We start from the raw sequence: 25,525 nt of genomic DNA, 5'->3' as shown, positions 1-25,525 counted from the left end.
TTATATTTAACATTGTTCATGACCTTTTGACATTGGCAATTACAAAAGGGGAAGGAAACAATCGTATGGAGAGAACGGGAATAGAGCAAACAAGTTACTCTTAGGAAAACCATACGATTGTACCATACCTTATTTAATCATATGAATGTAAAGTGTAATAGTTGCTAATTGTTAAGTTTAGTTAAAACTTGACATCAAGTTGGATTTTGTTATGATAAGATAAGTTTTATAATAGATAAAGAAAAGGATTAAACAATGAGATTAGATAAATACTTAGCAGAGTCATATGTAGGCTCGAGAAAAGAAGTAAGAAACTTAATAATAGATGGATTGATTTCGGTTAATGGTGAGTTAGTATATGACCCAGCGATAGAGATTACCGTGAAGGTAGACCAGATTAGATATAAGGATGAAGTGATTGTATATCCCGGTAAACGTTATATTATGTTCAATAAACCAGCGGGTTGTATTACAGCAAAGATAGATGAGAAACACAAGACAGTTATGGATTACTTTACGAAAGAGGATAGTAAGGGATTATTTCCGGTAGGTAGATTAGATAAAGATACGGAAGGTTTGTTGTTGCTTACAAACGATGGAGAATTTGACCATCAATTGATGCATCCGAACCATCATGTTTCCAAGAAGTATTTCTTCTGGTGCCTAGGTACCATTACGGAGGACAAGAAGACGCTATTAGAGAATGGTATTTCAATCGGAGAGGATGATAATACCACTTGTCCAGCGAAGATAGAAATCATACGAAGTGGTAGATATGAAGAATTGGAAGAACAGATCCCTTCCTATACGTACGATTCGAAGAACATGAAAAATAATACGTATCTACAGATGGTGACATCCGGATATATAACGATCACAGAGGGAAAGAAGCATCAAGTGAAGAGAATGTTGAAGGCTATTGGTTGCTATGTGATCTATCTGAAGCGATTCCAAATTGGTGAATTAGAACTGGATGAGAAATTGCAGCCAGGAGACTATAGAGTGTTAACAAGAAAGGAAGTCGAAAATATTACACCTTTTATGAAAATAGATAACTATTAATTATAATAATAGAATGTTAATATTTAACTATAACAAAAGAACTTACTTTCCGGAGAGTAATTATTTGTTAATATTAAAGTTAAATATGGGAGGTATTTATTATGAAAAGAAAGATAGTATCATTATTGCTTGTAACAGCAATGCTAGCACTTGGAGTAATGGGGTGTGGTTCGAAATCAAAAGATAAAGCAGATAATAATAAAGCAGTAGCGAATACAGAAAATACTGCGGATACTGCTTCTTCCGATGATGCAACAAAAGAAGATGCAACAGCTGATATTACTGCTGAACCAGTAACTTTAAAACTATTCTCCAATTTGCCTGATCGAAAAAATGGTCAGGGACTTGTAGAACAGACGATTATTGATGAATATATGAAAGAAAATCAGAATGTTAAGATAGAAGTGGAAGCACTAGATGAAGAAGCATATAAAACTAAGTTTAAAGCGTATGCAATGGACGGAATGCCAGATGTAGTAAGTATCTGGGGACAGCCTTCTTTCTTAGACGAAGTACTTGATGCTGGAATCTTAGCTGAGTTATCAGAAGCGGATTATGCAGATTATGGATTTGTATCTGGTTCTTTAGAAGGTTTTAAGAAAGATGGTAAATTATACGGACTTCCAAGAAACACGGATGTTATGTTCTTTTACTATAATCAAAAGATGTTTGAAGATAATGGATGGAGTGTACCACAAACCTATGATGAACTTCTTGCCTTAGCTGATAAGATTAATGGAGCAGGACTTACACCAGTAGCGATGGATGGTGGAGATGGATGGCCAATGGCTATTTACCTAACCGATCTTATGGTAAAGATCAATGGAGATTGTAGCCAAATCGTATCAGATGCGATTGCGAACGGAGATTTTTCTGATCCTGTGTTTACTAAGGCAACTCAAATCCTTGCAGATTCTGCAAAGGCAGGTTTATTCCAAACAGGATATGATTCACAAGATTATGGAACTGCAATGAACTTATTCACTAACGGCCAAGCAGCTATGTTTTATATGGGAAGTTGGGAAGCTTCAATGGCTTTGAATGCAGATATCCCTGAAGAGATTAGAAACAATATAAGAGTATTTACTATGCCAACAGTAGCTGAAGGAGTTGGAAAAAATACTGATATTGCAGCATGGAATGGTGGCGGCTACGCTGTTTCAGCTGATTCAGAGGTGAAAGAAGAAGCAATTAAATTCTTAAATTATATGTATCAACCAGATAAATTATCAAAATATGGATGGGTAAATGGTGTTGGTATGTCAGCACAAGATCAATCAGCATATATGACAGGTAATGAAACTGAGTTGCAATTACAGATTCTAGACATCGTTAATAAAGCGACAAGCGTGTCAGGTACACCTGTAAACGACTGTGGACCTTCCACTTTTAAGGCTTCTATAGAGAGTGAAATTCAAAGTGTATCTAACGGTTCAATAAGTGTAGAAGACTTCCTTGCGAGTATAGGTAAAGCATGTAAATAAGAGCAAATACATAGAGTTGCATAAAATAGCTACTTTTTCACAAGGAAAGGTAGCTATTTTAGAAAGGAAAGCGTATGAAACGATTATATAGTAATAAACTAGTTATATTCAGCCTTGTTATCCCGGGAATTCTTGTATTCGTATTTGCAATTCTAGCACCGATAGCATTAAGCGTTTATTATGGATTTACTGATTACTCCGGTATGGGTAAAGCGACTTTTATTGGAATGGATAACTATAAACAGTTAATGATGGATCAAGTATTTCATAAATCATTATTGAATTCATTATTTCTTGCAATTGGATTTATTGTAATTCAGCATCCCATTGCAATTATCGTAGCTGCTGTTTTAGATAAATTACAGGGAAAGGCAGAAGGGATTTTTCGCTGCATTTACTTTATCCCTAATGTTATATCAGTAGCAGTAATCGCGTATCTATGGAAATTTGTATACAATCCTGATTTTGGATTATTGAATAATTTTCTTAAGATGTTTGGTTATACAGGTAAAATTAATTGGTTTAGCACAGATTTAGCTATATGGTCAGTATTGATTGTATTGATATGGCACGGTTTTGGCTGGGGAATGTTAATTTATTATACTGGTATTAAGAATATTGACCCTGTACTATACGAAGCTGCTTCGATAGATGGTGCTAATGGTAAAACTACCTTTTTACAAATAACCTTACCACTTATGAAACCAGTCATTCAGATTAATGTTACTATGGCAATTATATCTGCCCTAAAACAGATGGAAACCGTTTATCTTCTAACCAATGGTGGTCCTGGAAACAGTACACAATTTGCCGCTAACTATTTATACAAACAGGCATTTAAGGCATTCAAATATGGATATGGTAATTCGATTGGTATTGTATTTATTATAATCTGTCTGATTGTTACCGTGTGTCTGAATAAATTATTTGCGGATAAAAAAGAAGTTGCATAGGGGGTGTTGAATTGAGTAAAAAGAATAGAAAGAATAATGACAGTGTACATATTGGCAGAGTTGTGTTATGGGTTATATTAATTTTAGTAGCAGTTATTCAAATCTTTCCACTTGTATGGTTAATTAACTTTTCGTTAGCAAGTAGCAATGAAATGTTTACCACAGGCTTACTAGTAATACCTAAGAAGATTCAATGGGGAAACTATGTGAAGGCTTTTATAGATGGACATTTTTTACACTATCTAAAGAATAGTTTTTTAATTAATGGCTTGGCTGTTTTCTTTGTAGTATTTATCTCAATTATGGCTGCATTTGCTTGTAAAAGAATGAAATGGAAACTTAGCAATTTAGTTATGACTTTATTGCTCCTTGGAATGATGATTCCTATTCATACAACCTTATTGCCTAATTATAAAATATATAGTATATTGGGATTAACAGATACAATATGGGCATTGTTGATACCTTATGTTGCATTTTCATTACCGCAAGCGATGTTTTTGATGACGGGATTTTTAGGCGGCGTACCAGTGGAATTGGAAGAAGCAGCAGTTATGGACGCATGTGGTATATATCGAATTGTTTTTCAGATAATTACACCATTATTAAAGCCTTCTATTGCAACTGTTTGTATTATGACATTCTTAAATAACTGGAATGAATTCATAATGGCAAGTACATATCTAAGTTCACAAACCTGGAAGACACTTCCGTTTTCAGTATTGGAATTCACAGGTCAATATTCATCTAATTATGCAGTTCAGTTCGCGGTTATGGCATTAACGGCGGCACCAGCAGTTATCGTATATATCTTATTGAATAAACATATCACAAAAGGGGTAGCTATGGGAGCTGTCAAAGGTTGATCTAAACAAATAAAATTGTTGCGAGGGACCCAATATGAAGCATGTTAAAACAATTATGAACCATATGAATATACGAAAAAAGTTAGTGTTTTATAGTTATTTGGTTATTACACCAATATTATTAATAATCAGTGTATTGTTAGTAGTTAGAAATTATGATCAAACACAGAGAACGAGATACATAGCACAGGAACAGACCGTGCAAAGTTTAGAAGATAGTATAGAAGTCCTTCGGAATGATATGCAGAATATATGTACTTATTTATGTGTTAACGAAGACATAATTAGGATATTAAAAAGTACGAATTCCGAGGAATTAAACAAGAATTTTCAATTATGGTTAGATGAAGCACCAATGAATATTGTTTTAGATATGATTGCATTAAAGGGGTACATAAAGACAATTGCCATATATCCTGAGAATGGAGTAAATCCTTATCTTAGGTGTTTAGATTCATCGTCTTATGTTAGTGATATAGAAAGCTTACGTAATTCAGAGATGTATCAGAGTGCAGTTGAAGTTAAAGGAGCGGTCTTATGGCAGTTCGCAAAGAAAGATACAAAATCCATTTATCAAGCGAATCGTTCCGATAAGATTGTTCTTTATCGAGAAATATTTGATCTGGCTAAGAAAAAGAAGTTAGGTTTTTTAGTAATAGGAGCTTCCTCTGATAAATTCTATGAGTTGTGTAAGAATGCAGTACAAACTAAGGAAGAAGGAGTTCTCATCTTAAATCCCGACGGGGAAGAGTTACTGGAATATGGGAATCATGATAGAGGGGTTACAACATTCTTGACGAAGGATTTGAGCTGGAAGAAAAAAGGACTCAAAGGTGTTGTTGAATTACCTGATTATACAGTGCTTTGGGCTCAGAAAGAAAAGAATAATTTTATTTTCTGTAAAGTAGTACCTAGGATTGGTTTTAATGACTTGTTAAGACAATCTGTCAGTACACCCTTAATTTTACTTGCTGTGTTATTAATAGGGCTGTGCCCAATTTTTATATTTATATCAAATGTTATAACAAAACCGTTGAATCAATTAACAGTAGCCATGGGAAAATTCAGAAAGGGAGACTTTACGCAAAAGATACCAGTGAATACCCAAGATGAATTAGGAGTAGTGGCAGAGTGTTTTAATATCATGGTAGAAGATATTAAGACACTTATCGATACGAACTATGTCATGGCACTGCACGAGAAAGAAAGTGAGTTGAATGCGCTACAAGCTCAGATAAACCCACATTTTCTATATAATACGTTAGATGCGCTTTATTGGAGAGCAATCGATTGTGATAATGAAGAGATCGGAGAGGATATATTAGCTTTGTCAAACCTTTTTCGTCTAGTACTTGGACAGGGAAAAGGTATTATAACAGTGAAAGAGGAAGAGAATTTGATTGAAACCTATCTGCATATTCAAAAAATGCGCTTTTCTAAAAAGCTTGATTATCAGATATGTATAGATCCTAATATTGAGAATGCATTAATTCCTAAGTTGATTTTACAACCCTTCATTGAGAATGCTATTGTACATGGATTTGAGAATAGCGGAACGAAATGTATGCTGACTGTGGAAGGAGTTATGATAGAGAAAGAAAAGGTATATATAGAATTTCGAATATGCGATACAGGAAAAGGTATGTCAAAAGAACAACTGAATGAAATATGGAATGTAGAGGATTCAAAAAGATATGCAAGCCAAAGAATTGGGCACTATGCCATTAAGAATGTAAGAGAACGACTTGAACTAAAATATCGAGAAGACTTTAGTTTTCAAATTAAAAGTGAAGTTGGAAAAGGAACCACTGTTAGTATTATTATACCATATGAAGGTAAAGAGGTTGACTAAATGGATATTAAATTATTAATTGCAGATGATGAAGATGTGATTAGAAATGGAATAAGCAAATACGTCAAACTACATACAGATCGTTTTAATAAGATCCTGTTAGCAGAGAATGGACAAGAGACGATTGAACAGATATTAAAATATCGGCCTGATATTGTTCTTTTGGATGTTCAGATGCCGGTTAAAACGGGACTTGAGGTGATGAAGGAGATGAAGCTAGCGGGATTGTCTCCAATAACCATCATTCTAAGCGGGTATGATGAATTCAAATATGCCCAACAAGCATTACGTCTAGGAGCGAAGGACTATGTACTAAAACCTGTAAGGTCATCGGATATACTAAAGATGCTGACTGAGTATGCTGATGAGTTATCATATCCACTTAAAAACATAGAAGATGAGAAGGATACAGGACTTAATCCTGTAGTAAGTCAAGCGAAAGAATATATTAACGAAAATTACTACAACAACTTAACACTACAACAAGTTGCAGATAAGGTATCGATATCAGCGGGATACCTTTCTACTTTATTTAATCAAGAATTAAAGTGTGGCTTCGTGGATTATTTGAATGAAGTTAGAGTTAATCATGCTTGTATGTATTTAAGACAGAATTATTTTAAGACCTATGAGATTGCTTACAAGATCGGATTTAATGATGAAAAATATTTCTCAAAAGTATTTAAAAAAATCAAAGGAATTTCTCCTTCTGAGTATAAAAAAGGATTGTATATGGATTAATGTTTGTTAAACTCTAGGATTAGGGTGTCAAAAGCTCATTTTATGTTTTGGTTCGTCAATTTGCACAATTTATAAATCAGTATGTGATGCAAACCATAGTTTATTCGCCACACGCTCTGACACCCTAATCCTCTTAAACAATTAGTGGAAGTCTACATTAGGAAGAGTTTCGAAATCTCAACTCGTTTTATTAAAGATAGAGTAGTTGCTGATTGTTATGATTCGTGCTATATTAAGTTCATAGAATACATTGCGAGGTGGACGATATGAATATAATATCTTTTAATGAAATCATAGAATTGAACCATAGACTTGAGGAACTTGGATTACATTTTAGGATTCATTTAAGAGATGCTTGTGGACGTCAATCTATGTGGATTGAACCAATGGGAAATTGTGCTTGTGAAGGGAAGTATGAGGACTTATATACTGAATTGAATCGATATTTTGAAGAAAATAGATGTAAGATTGCATATAGTGAGGATAAGATGTCTTTTTGGATTACTGGATAATATCAACATAGAATAAATATATTGATAGGTTTGACGTCATTAAAAGGGGTTTTGTAGTTATTTAAAAAATTAGAGATGAAGGGGAGAAATAAATAATGAAGTATGCAGTAATTTATAAAAGTAAACGAAATAATAAAAAATTAGCTCGGGCAATTGGCGAAGCAATCGGAGTAATTCCACAAGAACTAGAGTCCTTTGATACAAATCAAGAAGTTGATGTATTGTTCTTTGGTGCAAGTATCTATGGTGGAGGAGTAGCACCTGATGTCCTTACTTATATAGAAAAGTTTACGTCAGATAAGATTAAGAAGTTGGTTTTGTTTTCTGCAAGTGGTTTTGGTACGAATCAATATCAAACATTAATTGATAAGGTTGGGAGTCAAGGAATTGCCGTAGAAGAAGAGGTTTATACATGTCTTGGTCGTGCATTTTTCTTTAAGAATCATAATCATCCGAATGCAGAGGAAGTGAATGGTGTGGCTTCCTTTGCAAGAAAATACGTGACTAAATAATGTGAAATAGATAGGGGGAGCCAAAAAAGTGCTTAAATTGGCTCCTTTTAATCATATTTTACAATTTGCATATCTTTAAAATCTTTAGGTGAAATCCCATATTCTTTCTTGAATGCTCGGTAAAAGCTAGAATAATCACCGAATCCAAATGTCTGATACGTTTCTTTGATACTCATTTTCCCTAGAATCGCTTCTTTACAAAGTGCAAGTCGCTTTTTTGTTATATATTGATGAATGGACAACCCTAGGTTGTCCTTAAACACATGGGCAATGTGATATTTGCTTACATAGAATTCTTCTGCCAACTTTTCAAGAGATAGAGGCTCCTCTAGATGGTCCTCAATATAATCTGTTAGCCGCTGATATAGCGAACTTTCTTCATTTCTAGATTTCAAGTTATTTCTTTCATGAATCATCCGATTTAGATACAGTACTAAATCATTGACACATAGGGTAATCTGTGCATTCCGACCAAAACGATCAGACTGCATCTCCTCAATAAGTCTTAGAACTTTAGATTGTACGGCATTAAAGGAAATCTGATCATTGTGAAAAATATACGATTTATTTACCTGTACATACTGCATCAAAAAAACATAATCCGGAGAGATATGAAGCAGATGATTACAGTATTCCTCACTAATCCAGAATACAAACCTGCGGTAAGGAGTCTTCATATTATGAATGATTGGTCGATGAGGTCGATGAGGAGGAATCAGCATAATATCCCCGAATTGTACTGGATATTCTTTGTCTCCAATTTGAATACTTACATCCCCTTCTAGAAAGAAATAAAATTCATAATAATCATGCGTATGAAGATTTACTTTGGCGAGGTTTTGATCATTGTAATAGTAGATTTCGAAATCCTTAGCTAGCATATATTGCCTAGTATTAAATGCAGTTTGAATGTTTTTCTTCATAGTAGATTTGCTCCTTTATTAACTTCACATTATCATAAAACCGCAATTTTTGCAATGTATACAACAATCTCATCAATGGATTTTTCCCGTATCTTTTTTATAATAGAATAATGAAATTGAAACAACATGTTTCAGAAGAGGAAGGTATGAAAACTATGGAGATGACACTTAGATGGTATGGACCCCAATTTGATACTGTGACACTACAGAAAATACGCCAGATTCCTGGAGTGAAAGGGGTAATCACCACCTTGTATGATTCAGCACCGGGAGAAGTATGGAGTAGAGAAAGAATCAGAGAAATGAAGGCAGAAGTAGAAGCTTCAGGGCTCTATATTGCTGGGATTGAAAGTGTTAACGTACACGAAGAGATTAAAACTGGTGGAGCAAATCGTGACAGTTATATTGATAACTATATTGCGACTCTTAAACATTTAGGACAGGAAGATATCCATCTGGTATGCTACAACTTCATGCCAGTCTTTGACTGGACGAGAACGGAATTAGCAAGAAAGCGTCCAGATGGCTCCACTGTACTTGCTTATAATCAGGAAGCAGTGGATGCACTGAATCCTGAAAAGATATTCGAATCCATTGCAGGTGATACGAATGGAACTATAATGCCAGGCTGGGAACCGGAACGAATGGAGCATGTTAAAGAGTTATTCGATATGTACAAAGATATCGATGATGAAAAATTATTTAAAAATTTGAAATATTTCTTGGAACGAATTATGCCGGTTTGTGATAAGTATAATATCAACATGGCAATTCATCCTGACGATCCAGCTTGGAGTGTATTCGGCTTGCCACGCATTATCATTAATAAGAAAAACATTCTCCGTATGATGCAGATGGTAGATAACCCCCATAACGGTGTGACGTTTTGTTCTGGTTCTTATGGAACGAATCTGGAAAATGATTTGCCAGATATGATTCGTTCACTAAAGGGAAGAATTCATTTCGCCCATGTACGTAATCTGAGATTCAACTCTCCAACAGATTTTGAAGAAGCAGCACACCTTTCTTCTGATGGTACGTTTGATATGTATGAAATTATGAAAGCTCTATACGAGATTGGATTTGAAGGACCAATTCGTCCGGATCATGGACGAATGATATGGGGAGAAGTGGCGATGCCAGGTTATGGACTTTATGACCGTGCTCTTGGGGCAACCTACCTGAATGGTTTATGGGAAGCAATCGAGAAAGGAGCCAGATAATCATGAAATTAACTACACGGGGACTTGCAGATACAAAACTTTGGGAGGAGGCAGGGTATACCCTTCCTAGGTTTGATAGAGAGAAAGTAACTACAGAAACGAAAGAAAAGCCATTCTGGGTACATTTTGGTTCAGGAAATATCTTTCGAGCTTTTCAAGCAAATGTAGTTCAGAATCTATTGAATGAAGGTGTTATAGATCGTGGCCTTGTGGTCGCAGAAGGATTCGATTATGAAATCATAGAGAAGATGAATCAACCTCACGATAATTATAGTATACTTGTTACCTTAAAAGCTAATGGAGAGATAGATAAGACAGTAGTAGGAAGTATAGTAGAATCTCTGAAAGCAGATTCTGAAGATGAAACGGACTTTTGTCGTCTGAGAGAAATCTTTACCAAGGACTCTCTACAGATGGTTACCTTTACGATCACAGAGAAGGGATATAGCCTGGTGAATGGAAAAGGAGAGTTACTTCTTGATGTGGAAGCAGACTTTAAGAATGGACCGGACATGTCAAAAAGCTACATCGGAAAAGTTGCAAGCTTATTGTACACTAGGTTTCAATCAGGTGAGAAGCCGGTGGCTATGATAAGCATGGACAATTGTTCTCATAATGGTGATAAGTTATATGATGCTATTAACACCTTTGCTAAGAGATGGGAAGAGAATGGTAAAGTGGATAAAGGTTTTGTGACTTATATCAATTCCGTAGATAAAGTTAGCTTCCCATGGACGATGATTGATAAAATTACGCCAAGACCAGATGCTTCTATAGAAGAAATTCTGAAAAAAGATGGTGTTGAAGAACTTGAGCCTATTATCACTACTAAGAATACATACGTGGCTCCATTCGTAAATGCTGAAGAATGTGAGTATCTAGTTATTGAAGATACATTTCCTAACGGGAGACCAGAACTAGAAAAGGGAGGACTTGTGTTCACTACTAGAGAAACGGTAGATAAAGTAGAAAAGATGAAGGTATGTACCTGTCTGAACCCACTACACACTGCGCTTGCAGTCTTTGGATGTCTGTTAGGATATCAGAAGATTTCTGATGAAATGAAGGATACCGAGCTGAAGAAACTAGTAGAGACCATTGGTTATGTAGAAGGTCTTCCGGTAGTCACAAATCCAGTTGTATTGGACCCAAAAGAATTTATTGATACCGTATTGAATGTTCGAGTACCGAATCCTTTTATGCCTGATACCCCACAACGTATTGCTACCGACACTTCTCAAAAACTAGCTATACGTTTTGGTGAGACTATCATAGCATACCAAGCATCAGCTAATCTAGATGTCAAAGAACTGAAACTAATTCCATTGGTTCTTGCGGGGTGGCTGCGTTATCTGATGGCAATCGATGATGCAGGAAATACTTATGAACTGAGCCCTGACCCACTATTAGATACCGTATGCCCATACGTAGCAGGTCTTAGATTAGAACAAGAGCAAGAGGTTGAAACAGCTGTTGCACCACTACTTAAGATGAAACAAATCTTTGGTGTGGACTTATATGAAGTGGGGGTAGCAAACAAGGTTTGTAACTATCTGAAAGAATTGACAAAAGGTGTGGGGGCAGTCCGTGATACTTTGAAGAAATACGTATAAGTAAGCTTACTGCTTGTTAATCATTTGTTAACAATTACGATTCAAACATCTGAATAAATCGCTGCCCGATATTGGAGAGATAGAGATCTTTTCGATATATGGCGGCGATTTTTGTATAAAGAGTAGGAACATCAATAATCTTATTGATAAGATTAGGATCTGGGATAGCAGGTGTAATGGAACGCGGTATGATTGCTACGCCCAAACCAGCCGCCGCCCACATAAGAGATGTTCTGGCGTCATCATTCTTACAATATACTTTCGGAACGAGGGAAGCGTCTCGAAAGGAATTCATTAGCAGATTCTCAAATCTACGATAATAGATAAGTGGAACGTCAGTTAATTGTTCTAATCCAATCTTATCATCTGTCGAATTTCCTAGATATTCTTTCGTTCCTACCGCAACCATAGGCTCTTCTTCTAGGTAAACGCAGTGGAAACCTTCTTCATGAAACGGTGTGCGAACAATAGCAATCTCGATCGTTCCCATCTTTAATTTCTCTAACAATTGAAAAGTATTTCCCTCATATAATTCAAAATTAACATCTGGATATTGATTATGAAAATGTTTTAAATGTCTGTCCAGTAGAACAACACCACAAGAAGATATCGTTCCAAGGTGAATTGTTCCTTGTAATCCAGTACCCAAATCTGTAATTTCTCGTATGGCGGCACTGGAGAGATCAACAATAGTCTGTGCTCTGTGATAGAGAATCTGTCCCGCATAAGTCAACGTAATTTTTCTAGAACCTCTCTCGAACAGCTTTGTTCCAAGTTCCTTTTCTAGTAGTTGCATCTGGTTGCTTAGAGGAGGTTGTGAGATATGTAATCGCTTGGCGGCGGCAGTGATACTCCCTGCTTCAGCAACAGTTAAGAAATATTGTAATTGCTTTATATTCATAAGTGGCCTCTTTCTATAAAAATGATATCTAAGTCATATCAATATCATATGGAAAGTATACTAATTAAATATTTCTCATATACTTTCTACTATGATATTATAGTAAAGAGTGCGTATTAATGCAATATAAGATTCGAGAGTTAAAAGTCTTAAATAACGTTGAATAAATATTTCCAAGTATTCATCACAAAGAAAAAGGACCTTTGACACCAGAATCCAATCAATACATAGGAGGAGTAGATGCATGAAAAAGTTAGCACGTTACTTAAAGAGTTTTAAGAAACAAGTTATAATCGGACCATTCTTTAAGTTATTAGAAGCCATCTTCGAACTGATTGTTCCGCTTGTTATGGCAAGTATAATTGACAAAGGTATCGCAAATGGCGATAAATCATATGTTCTTAAGATGGGTGGTGTCATGATTTTACTTGGCGTATTAGGTTTAGTATTTGCTTTGATATGCCAATATAGTGCGGCACTTGCTTCGCAAGGAGTGGGTACAAAACTTAGGAATGATTTATTCCGGCACATCAACAGTCTGTCCTATAAAGAAATTGATGAATTAGGTACGAATTCATTGATAACAAGAATTACAAATGATGTGAATCAGATACAATTGGTTGTAGCTATGCTAATTCGTCTTGTTATACGTGCACCTTTCTTAGTTATAGGTGCAGCTGTTATGGCATTGATGATTGACTTAAAGCTAGGGCTTATCTTTATAGTAGTGGCTCCACTTGTATCTGCGGTGTTGTATTTTGTTATGAGTCGTTCGGTACCATTCTATAAAGTACGTCAGACTAAGCTTGATGAGGTATCTTTAATTACAAGAGAGAATCTATCTGGTGCCAGAGTAATTCGTGCTTTCTCAAAACAAGAACATGAGAAGAAGCGTTTTAATGAATCTAGTGATGAAGTGGCTGATATCGCCATTCGGGTTGGAAAGTTATCAGCATTTCTTAATCCAACAACATTTATTATATTAAATGTCGCAATTATAGCAATCATCTGGTTTGGCGGATTCCGTGTGGATAATGGAAGTTTAACACAAGGACAGATTATTGCGTTTGTTAACTATATGACGCAGATTTCTCTAGCGTTAGTAGTAGTAGCAAATTTAGTTGTCATCTTCACAAAGGGTAGCGCAAGTGCAGCAAGAATAAATGAAATCTTCGAGACAGAGTCATCTGTTATAGAAGGAAATTATGCAAGTGATGCTGTAGATAACAATAGTAATATAACCAATATAGGAGAAGCTCATAACACTACAAACTCGGTTCCAAAGATCCAGTTTAAAGATGTATCCTTTTCTTATCATGGGAATGAAGAGTATTCGCTTGAACATTTAACAGTAGAAATCCAAAGAGGCGAAACCGTTGGTATCATAGGAGGTACGGGTTCTGGTAAAACAACATTAGTGAATCTTCTGCCACGATTCTATGACACATCAAAGGGTTCCATCTTAATTGATGGTGTTGATGTGAAAGAGTATAGCTTAGAAGCTCTTCGTAAACAGTTCGGTATCGTACCCCAAAAGGCAGCACTATTTGGTGGGACGATATTAGAGAATATGAGGTTTGCAAAAGAAGATGCTACTCTGGAAGAAATCCGCAAAGCTGCGAAGATTGCCCAAGCAGAGGAGTTCATCGAAAGTAAGCCAGAGGGATATAACGAGGTAGTGTCCCAAGGCGGTAAGAATTTATCCGGTGGACAAAAACAGAGATTGACAATCGCAAGAGCATTGGTGGGTAGCCCTGAGGTCTTAATTCTTGATGATAGTGCAAGTGCATTAGATTTCGCAACTGATGCTAAGCTTCGTAAGGCCATACATGAAAACTGCGAAGGAATGACGGTATTCATCGTATCACAAAGAGCAAACTCGATTAAGTATGCGGATAAGATTATTGTTTTAGATGATGGTATTGTGAAAGGAATCGGTACTCATGATGAATTATTCGATCGTTGTGAAGTATACCGCGAAATCTGCTTATCACAGCTAAGTGAAGAGGAGGTACGTAGATAATGGAAAATAACAATTCGAATACGATAGAGAAGAAAGAAAATCAATTTGCTGTCTTAGCACGTATCTTACAATATGCAAAACCATATAGAAATTATCTATTCTTTGCCTTTATTAGTGCCTTCATTAGTGTAGTAGTAAGCTTATTCATTCCTGTATTGATCGGCCGTGCTATTGATGTGATTGTAGGTAAAGGTAACGTAGATTTTAATAGGTTGATATCCATCTTGATTGTTATAGCGGTGGCAATTGCAATCAGTGCGGTGTTCCAATGGATCATGACATATTGTACGAATAAGATTACGTTTTTATCCGTACGAGACCTTCGTATGGCAGCTTTTGACAAATTAATTCAAGTACCACTTCGCTATATAGATGGAACCTCACATGGTAATATAATGAATACTATGATTAATGATATAGACCAGATTTCAGATGGTCTGCTACAAGGTTTTGCACAGCTCTTTACGGGAGTAATAACGATTGTTGGTACTTTGGTTATTATGTTATTTGTTAATTTTAAGATTGCTCTCATAGTAATTATTATGACGCCTTTGTCTATGGTGGTTGCCTCCTTTATCTCAAAGCGTACGTATAACAAGTTTAAGGAACAATCTTCCATACGTGGTGAACTCGGTGGTTATATTGAAGAGGTAATTGGAAATCAGAAGGTGGTTACTGCATTCTGTTATGAGGATCGTGCTCAAGAGAAGTTTGAGGAAATCAATCAAAGATTATACGATTGTGGTGTAATGGCTCAGTTTTATTCTTCCTTAACGAATCCTTGTACCCGTTTTTTAAACGGATTAGTATATGCAGTTGTTGCTATTATTGGTGCCTTATCGGTAATCGGTGGAGCATTTTCTGTTGGACAGTTGTCAAGCTTTCTAACTTATGCAAACCAATATACGAAACCATTTAATGAGATTTCAGGTGTAGTTGCAGAGCTGCAATCAGCATTTGCATCTGCTAGAAGGGTATTCACATTACTTGATCAAGAGATTGAGGTAGATCCAGAGGAACAAGGAGGTAGTACGAATAAAACGACAGTTGGTAAAGTTGACCTTGATAAGGTATCCTTTAGCTATAATAAAGAAGTATCTCTAATAGAAGATTGGAGCTTAGCGGTAAAACCAGGACAAAGAATTGCGATAGTGGGACCAACTGGTTGTGGTAAGACAACAGTCATTAATCTGCTAATGCGTTTCTACGATGTAGATGGTGGAAGCATTCAAGTAGATAATCGTGACATCAAAACCATGTCTAGGGAAGAACTTCGACGCAATTATGGTATGGTATTGCAAGAGACTTGGTTATTCCATGGAACGGTTCGCGAGAATATTGCTTATGGTAAAGAGAATGCTACTATGGACGAGATCATTGCTGCTGCAAAAGGTGCTCATGCACATAGCTTTATTAAACGTCTACCAAACGGCTACGATACAGTCATCTCAGAAGAGGGAGATAATATCTCTCAGGGTCAGAAACAGCTACTATGTATTGCACGTATCATGTTAACGAAACCACCGATGTTAATTCTTGATGAAGCAACAAGTAATATTGATACTCGTACAGAAATCAATATACAAAAGGCATTCAAGAAGTTAATGGAAGGAAGAACGAGTTTTATCATTGCCCATAGACTATCAACAATCAAAGATGCGGATCGTATCCTTGTTATGGATAAGGGGCGTATAATAGAACAAGGTAGCCATGAGGAACTCCTTGTAAGAGGTGGTTACTATGCGAAGTTATATAATAGTCAGTTTAAGCAGGTATAAAATGAATATATTATGGTAGGTAAAAAGCTAGAAGAGGAATATTCTTTTTCTAGCTTTATGTATATATTTCTTACACTAAAACGATTGATTTAGGCGGGGTGGTACGTGACCTTATAGAGCTGATGATGAAGAATTTGAGAAAAGGGAGATAGACTTGGCGATAGAGATACAGGAGGAACCGTAGCCATGTTTATTCGTTGAGAAAGAAATGAAACGTGCAGTTTACCCTTCTATTAAGGGGAAAGAAATTGGAATTAAAAATATGTATGCCGAGATTATAGTATGATTGATAACAATCTGTATAATCCGGCTTTTTATAAGAAAACGATTACCAAAACATCGGAGTTATCTTTTTAAGTTTTTAGTATGGTTACTAATTGCTTGGTTAGAATGGGGAACGTACTATAGGTTGAATTTGTTTCCCTTCTAGTGCTAGTTCAAGTGTTGGTAAAATTAATTCTGTATATGCAACCATTGAATTCGGTTTTTTAGCATAATCATCTTGACCAAATGGAACAAAATATATATTTTTTGCATTCAGTAAGGCACCAATATTCTTAAGGTTCATTCCAAGGGCGTCGTTAGTAGATACGGAAATTACTAATGGTTTGCCATTACGAATGTGTCCTTTCGCAGCCATTAAAACAGGTGTATCCGTAATTCCGTTGGCAAGTTTTGCTAACGTATTACCTGTACATGGAGCTATAACAACAATATCAACTAGATTCTTAGGACCAAGAGGTTCGGCATCTTCAATCGTAAGAACTGGATCATTTCCTGTAATTTCGGTAATTTCTTTCATATAATCAGCTGCATTACCAAAACGGCTATTAATTGTCTGTGTGTTGAAGGAGAAGATTGGTACAACATTAGCACCAGCGGCAACAATCTCTTTTACTGCGGCCTTAACTTTTGCATGCATACAAAACGAGCCTGTAAACGCAACTCCAACATTTTGACCTGATAGAGTCATAGAATCACTTCTTTCTTTGTTAGGATATGGGATAATATAACATTATTTAAAATATCAGCTGAAGTTTCAGGAGCGTATTTACCAGGCAATCCAAGACATAGAGAAGCGCGTATACCATATTGCTTACATGCCTCAAAATCGGTACCACCTGGTTTTGAAGCAATATCTATAATAATTACCTCCTTGTTAAGCTGCTTAATAATTGGTTCGTCAATAACCATATACGGTATGGTATTGAATAGGAATGAGTATTCACTCATTGCACCAGATAGTTTCTTCAAAGGTAGAGTCTCAAAACCCAGTGCATCAGCATAAGCAAGCGCTTCTTCATTTCGTGCACAGATAGTCACATTGGCTTGTAAGCCTTTCAATTTATCTGCTAATATCTTTGCGCATCGACCATAGCCTAAGACGAGACAGGAACTACCATGAAGATTAATTGTACTTTGACGAATGGCTTCGATTATGGTTCCTTCAGCGGTTGCAATCGCATTCTTGATACTAACGGGCTCCATCTGCATGAAATCATACCAAGGAATCTGTTTACTATTACAAGCTTCTTGAATCTTAGGAGATACAACACCCCCAAAGAATACTTGATTACTATTCAGGTTATTAATTAGGTTCACAACTGTTAAATCCTCTAATTTTTGCTCACTTGTAATCATTACTTTATCATGAGATACGGGTACAGGGCATACAACGATATTTCCAAAGTTTAATGCGGATTTCAGCGAGGAAGCTCGGTAAATTAAATCATATTGGCCTTCGATATCAAGACCATAGGTTGCTACTAGATATCCCTTAGCAACAAGTTTGCGAACCATATAGCATTGGCGCAAATCACCACCAAGGAATACAATACGGTTATTCTCTTTCATGCTTTACCCCATTTCATATAATCCTTATATATGTATTAATATATGAGGTACGAATTAAGTTGTGAATTGTTCTAGAAGAATGGAAAATCTTTTTTGTATAGGTAGAAGTATCTTTATATTTCCTGATATATACTGTGGTTTAGCAAAAAAGTATATATGTAAAAATAAAGAAAAACAAAAAATGTAAAAAAGTTGTAATAATGTAAATAAACATGATAAAATGATTAAACAAGTTAAAATATGTAAATTCATAAAAGGCAATATGTTTAGTTGCATAGGAGGAGAATAAAAATGAAAGAGAGACTAAAAAAATTATTGGCATTATTAATGGTACTTATAATTTGTGTAAGTACAGTGGGTTTGAATGTAAATGCAGAGGAAAAAAGCACTTGGGAGGGAACAATAACCGAGTCTGTTTACGAGACGGAAAACTATAAAGTAACATTTTCTCTTGTCGGACAATGGGAAGGTGGATATAATGCAAATGTAAAGATTGAAAATACTGGAGATAGCATTATTCATAACTGGTATATATGTTATGATTCTTACAATGTAATTTCAGATATTTGGAATGCTCAAGTACATAGTTATGAATCCAATCAATATATTATTAAAAATGCAGATTGGAATCGAGATATCGCTGTTGGCGAAAGTGTAGAGTTTGGTTATGCCGTATATGAAAAATTTCTGGGTTTTCCTACAAAGTACGAAATCCTAGATAAGAGTATAGAAACTAGTACAGAAGATTATTCTGTTGAATATCGATTAGATAATGACTGGGAAAATGGTTTTATAGGTACGATATTAATCACAAATAAAACGAACACCACAATAGAGGAGTGGACGCTAGAATTTGATTTTGATAGAACAATTGTAGATATTTGGGATGGTGTTATTGATTCTCATCAGGGAAACCATTATGTCATAAAGAACACGGGATATAACAGTAATATTGCTGCTGGACAGACAGTATCTTTTGGATTTAGTGGAGGTGGTGGTGATAAAACGATTGAACCACAATATTATTTACTTTCCCACGTTACAGCTTCAGATAAGGAAGATGTGAATATAGAAATAGATAGCGACAAGGATGGTGTTCCTAATTACATGGAAGACTTATTCGGGACGGATTCCTCATTCGAAGATACGGACGGTGATGGCTTGTCCGATTATGTGGAAATCTATCTAACAGAGACAGAACCTTTAATGCAAGATTCGGATCAAAATGGAATTCTTGATGGAGGCGAGGATGCGGATGCAGATGGTCTTACAAACTTAGTAGAAGTTACATTAGGAACAAACTCTACAAAAAGTGATAGTGATTATGATGGATTAACTGATAGTGAAGAAGTAAATATTTTTGGAGTTGATCCACTAAAATATGATTCGGATAATGACGGAATTACTGATGGAAATGAAATCATATTAGGACTGAATCCATTGAATTTTATTACAGATGGAGTGACACCAGATGCTGATAGAACTTTTGAGCAGGAATTAGATGCTTCTAAAATTGAAGAGTCACTTCTGAATGACAAGCAGGTTATTCCATCTATTAAAGGTAATGTTTCAGATAATATCAATAGTCACGCTTATTTAGATGAAGAAGATGTCTATGCTCTAAATGATAATCGTGCCGCTATTGGTAAACAGGTACAGGTTACGACAGACTATAATGAAGACGCAGATGTAAGATTATATTTTGATTGTTCATCTGCCAATGAAAACTTGGAACTTTTGACGATTTGTAGGTATAATGAGGGGAATATTATACCATGTGATACATTTAAGGACGATCATACATTATGGACGAATGTTTCAACGGGTATTTATTTTGTAATTAATGTTGAGATATTATTATATGATTTAGGTATTCCTGTTGATAAATATACAACACCAATATCTTCTGCGTCAAAGCTTTCTACAAGTGTGCAAGCTGATAATGATGGACCAAGGGTTGTTCTTAGTGATTATCAAAGTATAAAACTGGACCAACCTCTGTCCTCAGATGGATATAATTCTGATAGTGACGAACTGACTGATGAGGAGGAACTCGGAGAAGCAGAAGAAAAAGATCTTAGTACATTTCTTGAAGTATTCTTGAAGGCTTATGATATTCCAGAATCTTTATATGAAGATCAAACTACGGTTACAGTTTACAATTATACATCTAATCCAGTATTAACAGATACAGATTATGATGGTATTGATGATGATAATGACACTTTAAGTACAAGTAATGAATTCAAAGGGAAAATGCACTATACAATTGATGGTACAGAGAAAACCTGTAATGTTGATTTTACAGTAGATTACAGAGACCTCTTTAATGAAAATACAGCATACAAGAAAGACCTTTCCGTATTATCAGTATTATATGCATCTGATATCTATTCGGGAAATTACATTGAAGTAACTAACGGAGTTGTGGGCGGTTCTGATAATGCCACAAGTTTTGGTAAATTGTTTGGATTAAAGGATGTCGAAGACATTAGGATTAGTGCTGCGAATTATACTACTGATAAAGATGATGTTACTGAATTTGTTGTAGGTCATCGAACGGTTGAGTATCTTGGAGAGACCAGAGAAATCATTATTCTCTCTGTAAGAGGTACGAACAGCTCAAATGCAGAATGGTCTAGTAACTTTGATATAGGTGCTAATACAGCAGAGTATTATAAAGCAACAGGTTCAGAACATCCATATTGGACAAACAGAAGTAATCATAAGGGATTTGATGTTGCTACTAACAGAGTCCTTGAAAAATTTGAAGATTATATTGAACGTCATGAATTAAATGCTAGTGGAGTAAATAAAAGTATTCTTATTACAGGACATTCTCGTGGAGCTGCAATCGCAAATCTTTTAGGTGCACATTTTGAAAAAGATAATGACTACAAGGCGTATACCTATACATTTGCGGCACCATACACCACAACTGATAGCAATGCGGAAAATTATAAGACTATTATGAATGTAATGAACACGGATGATTTGATTGCCCATTTACCTCTTAAAGGCTGGGGATTTAAAAAATATGGTAAAATGTATACAATTAGTGTAGAAGACAGTTATGAGAATAAGCTGGGCACAGCAGAAGAAGGAACTTTTGAATGGTTGCTTGGTTATGATTATAATAATGATGGTGGAACAAGTAGAACTATAAATTCTTTCTTGAAAATAGCAAGTAGTAGAGAGGATTTGTATAAAATAGATACCTCTAGTGATGGAAAAGTTAATATTGGTAATAGGTATCACACAACACAAGCTGGTGCAGATACGCGATGTACTGAAGTTAAAAATTTATTAGAAAATGTAAAACTATTAAGATTTTGTAAAGTATACGTTACAGGGGGGATAATCAAGTATGTAGAAGTAAATTATAGTCCAGCTTATTTGATGCAAAATCTAGCGAATATGGCAAGTGGTACAGGTCCATTGACTGGATATGATACAAATGGTGTTTATGCAACCGCGAAGGCTTCATTTGTGGCATCTAGTGGTTTTATTCCTGGTGGATTTATCGGAGGAATGACACATCCTCATATGCAGCCAACTTATTATTTAATTACATATAATAATTTTGAGCCCTTAAAAGGTGAGTAGGTGATAAGATGAAGAACAAGAAAATTATGTTTACTGTAATTGCTTTTGTATTGACATATTTGTTGCAATTTATAATATTTCCTGCTATTGCAACAAATTATTTCCCGAGAAGTAACGAAGCAACAGTTTTTTACTTTGGATCCTTTACACTATTAATTATTATTTTAGAATTATGGATAGCAAGTAATATCAAATTTTGGATTTTGGGGGATATCATATATATTGCCTTAGTCTTTATTTATAATGGAAAGGGATTATATGGAATTGGCTTGGAGGGAATTAATTTAGATGAAGCACAGCCTCAATATAATTTTGAATATACAGTTATTTCCATCGCAATATTTGCGATATATATAATAATAATAGAAGCCTTTGTAAAGGTCTTTTCATCAGTTTGGAGAAAATATAGAATTTAGGATAGTTATTAGATATATGAATTTCCTTATGAAAATATTAAAAATGCATGCTACGTGGTGTTGCATGCATTTTTAATATTTATATTTACTTTATTTCTTCCATAACATATTGAAACTGATAATATCCAAGTTTACAATTGCCCTCAGTGCTAAAAGTCAATGTAGAAATTGTATTTAGAGGTAGTAATGATTCACTAAATGTAAATTGTACTTCTCTAAAGTTATCGTTATGTTCTAGTGTTTGTTCCATAAGGATCTGTTCACCGAAGAAAACCTGTAGTTTTGTATCCGTTATTGCATGATAGTTAATGACAATAGTGTTCTTAGGCATAGAAAGCATTACATCATTGTAAGTAAGGACCATTGTTTTAGTTGTATTCTTTGGCAGAACACAAGTATAGCCCATAGGACCCTCATGCAGATAGGCATTGTCATACCAATCATAACGGTCAAAAGCGGTTGTTTTGCTCATATTACGCGTTCCAATTGGTTGGCTGCTAATATAGAGAGTATCTTGCAAACGAATATCTTCACTAGAAGCACCAAGTAGGAAATGATATGTACCACTTTCTAGTAACATGGTATTATTGACAACGTCAAAGTATTGTAAATCACGTGTAGGAACTGTGAAAGTTACTTGTTTGCTTTCATTTGGCGCTAGGTGGATACGAGAAAAGCCTTTCAACCCTTTCTGTGGTCGAATAGTTCTTGAATCTTCTTGATGAACATACAATTGAACAACTTCATCAGAAGAAGTAGCACCAGTGTTTGTAATCGTTGCAGTTACTTTAATAGTAGCAAAATCTTGTTGCTCGATACGTAAGTCACGATATGTAAAGCCTGTATAGGAAAGTCCATAACCAAATGGATATAATACCTTGCCATCATAATATTGATAAGTCCTCTTTCCTTTAATAATATCGTAATCATTGATATCAGGTAGACAGGATATATCGGTATACCAAGTCATATTCAGACGTCCAGCTGGAGAGGTCTCTCCAAAGAGTACTCTTGCAATGGCATGTCCAAGTTCTTGACTACCAGAAGCACTATAGACAATAGCAGGAATATGTTCCTGCTCCCAATTGATAGCATAAGGATAATTGGTAATCAGAGCTAAGATGGTATTCGGGTTCGCATTATATACTGATTTGATTAATTCTTCTTGATAAGGAGGAAGAATGATATCCGTACGGTCGATCTCTTCTTTACTATTAATCATTGGATTACTTCCAAGGAATACAATAGCTTTGTCTGCTTTCTTAGCAGCAGCTACTGCGGACTTAATTCCATCTTCGATAATGTGCATGGTAAATGCGCTATAATCCATGTCTTCTCTAGCAGTAAAGGTATTATTCTCATCAATATACACGTGCTTATCGTTCCAAGTATCAATATAATAACTTCCATCTTCTTGTTGCTTAAGATCGAATGCTTCTTTGATGAACCAACCAAAGGCTTCTTTCTTCGTTGCACGAATTCTATTGGTATCATCATCGATACTAACGTACAGATTGTTACTAAGATCAATAAGTGTACTAGAACCAAAGCCCCAATTCGTATAGAGGAAGGTGCTAGCATGTTCTTTGTCCGTTAGAATTAGACCGCTGTTTTCATCTAAACCGATATAAGAATCCTTGTATTGCAATTGAATCTTATCACAACCATTTGTAGTAAGAAGTGTAGCATTCTTAGCAGTATCTTTGATTCCTGCAAGTGGAGTGATAGCATAAGGTGGTTGTCCACAATACCAATCTTTGTACCAAACATCGGAAAGTGGTCCTATAACGGCAATATTATCGGTAGTATCTTTGGTAAGTGGTAGTAAGTCATTTTCATTCTTTAGTAAAACAACGGATTTCGTAGCGGCCTCAAGTGTTAAAGCACAATGTTCATCACAACATAAGAAATCTTCTGGTACGTTCGCGTATGGATTTCTTGGAAGTGCATCATAGATTCCAAGACGGATTCTTGTACCAAAGGAATGACGGATAGCACGGTCGATATCTTCTATTGTAATTAATCCACGTTCTAGTGCTTCTCTAGCCGCAGCAACAATAACAGTTTCATCATCTGTAAAACAATCGATTCCTGCCTTCAAACCATATGCAATGGTTTCAGCATGAGAGCTAAAGTACTTGTGATCATTCACCGTTTGTTGCATATCAGCACCATCGCATACGATATGACCTTGTAATCCCCATTGATCCTTAACAATGGTTTGTACTTCATCATTTACGATACATGGTATACCATTGATTTCATTATAGGCAGTCATCATAGCTTCTGCTTTACCTTCAACAACTGCACGGCGGAATGGCTCTAGGTAATATTCGTGTTTGTTACGAGGATCGATGGAAGAAGAGATTTTAATTCGATCTGTCTCAACATTGTTCGCGTAGAAGTGCTTCAGGGAAGCTCCACAACGAATGTAGAAAGGATCTTTACCACGCATACCCTTAATATATGCACTGGCCATCTTGCCAGTTAAGTAAGGATCTTCCCCATAAGCTTCTTCGGTACGTCCCCAACGAGGGTCACGTTCCATATCAATGGTTGGTGCCCAACAACAGAGTCTACCGTTTCGTTCTTTCTGATAAACCACTCGAGCCTCATTACCAACGCTTTCGCCGATGCGTTCTAGTAATTCAGTATCCCAGGTTGCACTCATACCAATTGGTTGCGGGAAAGCAGTTGTATGAATACATGCTCCCTTATTAAAAGCTTGATCATGACGAGCCTCAATCCCATGTGCCGCTTCACCGCCAAGATAGAACTGTGTGATTCCTAGACGAGGTATGGTAGGACAACCAGTAGTTAAGCAGTGAAGTTTTTCCTCTAGTGTTAAGTTTGCAACAAGATAGTCAAGACGTTTCTCAAGAGGTAAGGAACTATCCCATAAAGGACTGTCTTTGTAGTTATTATGTTCAATCATGTAGTAACCCTCCAATACTTAGTTATAGGTTTATTATAACGACAAAAGTAGTACTTGGACATTCCCTATCGTGTGTGTTTATTGGAGGCGTTTAGTAGTGAAAATCAGTGATGGATAGAATATTGGATAACTATGTAGATTATGTTATAATGTAACTTATGAGAAGTAGCAAAGCTACTTCTAGGGATTACACGAAGTGTAAGACCGTAGCTCCGGAGGAGTCATAAGTTAACGAGGGAAATTACGGAGTAATTTCTCGAGTCTAAAAGTT

General features: G+C 35.7%; 19 protein-coding genes. 14 read left to right on the top strand and 5 right to left on the bottom strand.

All coding sequences use genetic code 11. The annotated features are described in order from the left end of the window. Positions 1–255: 255 nt before the first annotated feature. The 8 genes from BUB90_RS12745 (at position 256) to BUB90_RS12710 (ending at position 7,982) form a co-directional block, all read left to right on the top strand. Entirely contained in the window at positions 256–1,062 is an 807-nt protein-coding gene (locus tag BUB90_RS12745; RefSeq protein ID WP_073288321.1) for a pseudouridine synthase, read from the top strand. A gap of 101 nt (positions 1,063–1,163) precedes the next feature. Continuing rightward, entirely contained in the window at positions 1,164–2,546 is a 1,383-nt protein-coding gene (locus tag BUB90_RS12740; RefSeq protein WP_073288319.1) for an ABC transporter substrate-binding protein, read from the top strand. 74 nt (positions 2,547–2,620) lie between these two features. After that, on the top strand, positions 2,621–3,499 hold the full coding sequence (locus BUB90_RS12735; RefSeq protein ID WP_073288317.1) for a carbohydrate ABC transporter permease: 879 nt from the start codon (positions 2,621–2,623) through the stop codon (positions 3,497–3,499). Between the two features lie 11 nt (positions 3,500–3,510). Continuing rightward, complete coding sequence (locus BUB90_RS12730; RefSeq protein WP_073288315.1) at positions 3,511–4,365, top strand: carbohydrate ABC transporter permease; 855 nt, start codon at positions 3,511–3,513, stop codon at positions 4,363–4,365. Positions 4,366–4,399: 34 nt separating this feature from the next. After that, positions 4,400–6,217, top strand: coding sequence for a sensor histidine kinase (locus BUB90_RS12725; protein ID WP_073288313.1), 1,818 nt, complete (start codon positions 4,400–4,402; stop codon positions 6,215–6,217). Then, a complete protein-coding gene (locus BUB90_RS12720) occupies positions 6,218–6,958 on the top strand; it encodes a response regulator transcription factor (RefSeq protein ID WP_084139244.1) in 741 nt (246 codons plus the stop codon). It abuts the gene before it with no gap. 266 nt (positions 6,959–7,224) lie between these two features. Then, positions 7,225–7,470: an RDAC family protein gene (locus BUB90_RS12715; RefSeq protein WP_073288311.1), complete on the top strand. Its 246-nt coding sequence runs from the start codon at positions 7,225–7,227 to the stop codon at positions 7,468–7,470. 95 nt (positions 7,471–7,565) lie between these two features. Next, a complete protein-coding gene (locus tag BUB90_RS12710; RefSeq protein WP_084139243.1) occupies positions 7,566–7,982 on the top strand; it encodes an NADPH-dependent FMN reductase family protein in 417 nt (138 codons plus the stop codon). Between the two features lie 47 nt (positions 7,983–8,029). On the opposite strand, the gene BUB90_RS12705 is transcribed toward BUB90_RS12710, so the two are convergent. After that, the gene (locus tag BUB90_RS12705; RefSeq protein WP_073288309.1) at positions 8,030–8,905 is read right to left on the bottom strand and encodes a helix-turn-helix domain-containing protein; all 876 of its coding nucleotides are present in this window, start codon (positions 8,903–8,905) and stop codon (positions 8,030–8,032) included. Between the two features lie 155 nt (positions 8,906–9,060). On the opposite strand from BUB90_RS12705, the gene uxuA reads away from it, so the two are divergent. Both uxuA and BUB90_RS12695 read left to right on the top strand, forming a co-directional pair. Beyond that, a complete protein-coding gene (gene uxuA / locus BUB90_RS12700; RefSeq protein ID WP_073288622.1) occupies positions 9,061–10,128 on the top strand; it encodes a mannonate dehydratase in 1,068 nt (355 codons plus the stop codon). Between the two features lie 2 nt (positions 10,129–10,130). Beyond that, positions 10,131–11,741, top strand: a complete 1,611-nt coding sequence (locus tag BUB90_RS12695) for a mannitol dehydrogenase family protein (RefSeq protein ID WP_073288307.1) — start codon at positions 10,131–10,133, stop codon at positions 11,739–11,741. Between the two features lie 34 nt (positions 11,742–11,775). Here BUB90_RS12695 and BUB90_RS12690 read toward each other — a convergent pair whose 3' ends face one another. Next, a complete protein-coding gene (locus BUB90_RS12690) occupies positions 11,776–12,642 on the bottom strand; it encodes a LysR family transcriptional regulator (protein WP_073288305.1) in 867 nt (288 codons plus the stop codon). A gap of 244 nt (positions 12,643–12,886) precedes the next feature. On the opposite strand from BUB90_RS12690, the gene BUB90_RS12685 reads away from it, so the two are divergent. Further along, positions 12,887–14,665: an ABC transporter ATP-binding protein gene (locus tag BUB90_RS12685; protein WP_073288303.1), complete on the top strand. Its 1,779-nt coding sequence runs from the start codon at positions 12,887–12,889 to the stop codon at positions 14,663–14,665. After that, positions 14,665–16,443 (top strand): ABC transporter ATP-binding protein, encoded by a 1,779-nt coding sequence (locus BUB90_RS12680; RefSeq protein ID WP_084139242.1) that lies wholly within the window; start codon positions 14,665–14,667, stop codon positions 16,441–16,443. The genes BUB90_RS12685 and BUB90_RS12680 overlap by 1 nt, the downstream gene beginning before the upstream one ends. A 385-nt stretch (positions 16,444–16,828) precedes the next feature. Here the strand turns inward: BUB90_RS12680 and BUB90_RS12675 are convergent, their stop codons facing one another. Both BUB90_RS12675 and dpsA read right to left on the bottom strand, forming a co-directional pair. After that, positions 16,829–17,416 carry a dipicolinate synthase subunit B gene (locus tag BUB90_RS12675; RefSeq protein ID WP_073288301.1) on the bottom strand — a complete coding sequence of 196 codons (588 nt, stop codon included), beginning with the start codon at positions 17,414–17,416 and terminating at the stop codon, positions 16,829–16,831. Continuing rightward, the gene (gene dpsA / locus BUB90_RS12670; protein WP_073288298.1) at positions 17,413–18,297 is read right to left on the bottom strand and encodes a dipicolinate synthase subunit DpsA; all 885 of its coding nucleotides are present in this window, start codon (positions 18,295–18,297) and stop codon (positions 17,413–17,415) included. Before dpsA ends, BUB90_RS12675 begins: the two co-directional genes overlap by 4 nt. Before the next feature lie 291 nt (positions 18,298–18,588). Here dpsA and BUB90_RS12665 point away from each other — a divergent pair, with 291 nt between their 5' ends. Together BUB90_RS12665 and BUB90_RS12660 are read left to right on the top strand one after the other, a co-directional pair. Beyond that, positions 18,589–21,903, top strand: a complete 3,315-nt coding sequence (locus BUB90_RS12665) for a cellulose binding domain-containing protein (protein ID WP_073288296.1) — start codon at positions 18,589–18,591, stop codon at positions 21,901–21,903. 8 nt (positions 21,904–21,911) lie between these two features. After that, complete coding sequence (locus BUB90_RS12660; protein WP_073288293.1) at positions 21,912–22,319, top strand: hypothetical protein; 408 nt, start codon at positions 21,912–21,914, stop codon at positions 22,317–22,319. Between the two features lie 85 nt (positions 22,320–22,404). On the opposite strand, the gene BUB90_RS12655 is transcribed toward BUB90_RS12660, so the two are convergent. Next, a complete protein-coding gene (locus tag BUB90_RS12655) occupies positions 22,405–25,254 on the bottom strand; it encodes a glycoside hydrolase family 3 C-terminal domain-containing protein (protein ID WP_073288291.1) in 2,850 nt (949 codons plus the stop codon). Between the last annotated feature and the right edge of the window lie 271 nt (positions 25,255–25,525).

The sequence above is a fragment of the Anaerosporobacter mobilis DSM 15930 genome (assembly GCF_900142955.1).
Taxonomy (GTDB): domain Bacteria; phylum Bacillota; class Clostridia; order Lachnospirales; family Lachnospiraceae; genus Anaerosporobacter; species Anaerosporobacter mobilis.
Note: the sequence above shows the minus strand (reverse complement) of the source record. Positions and strands in the feature narration are given on the sequence as shown.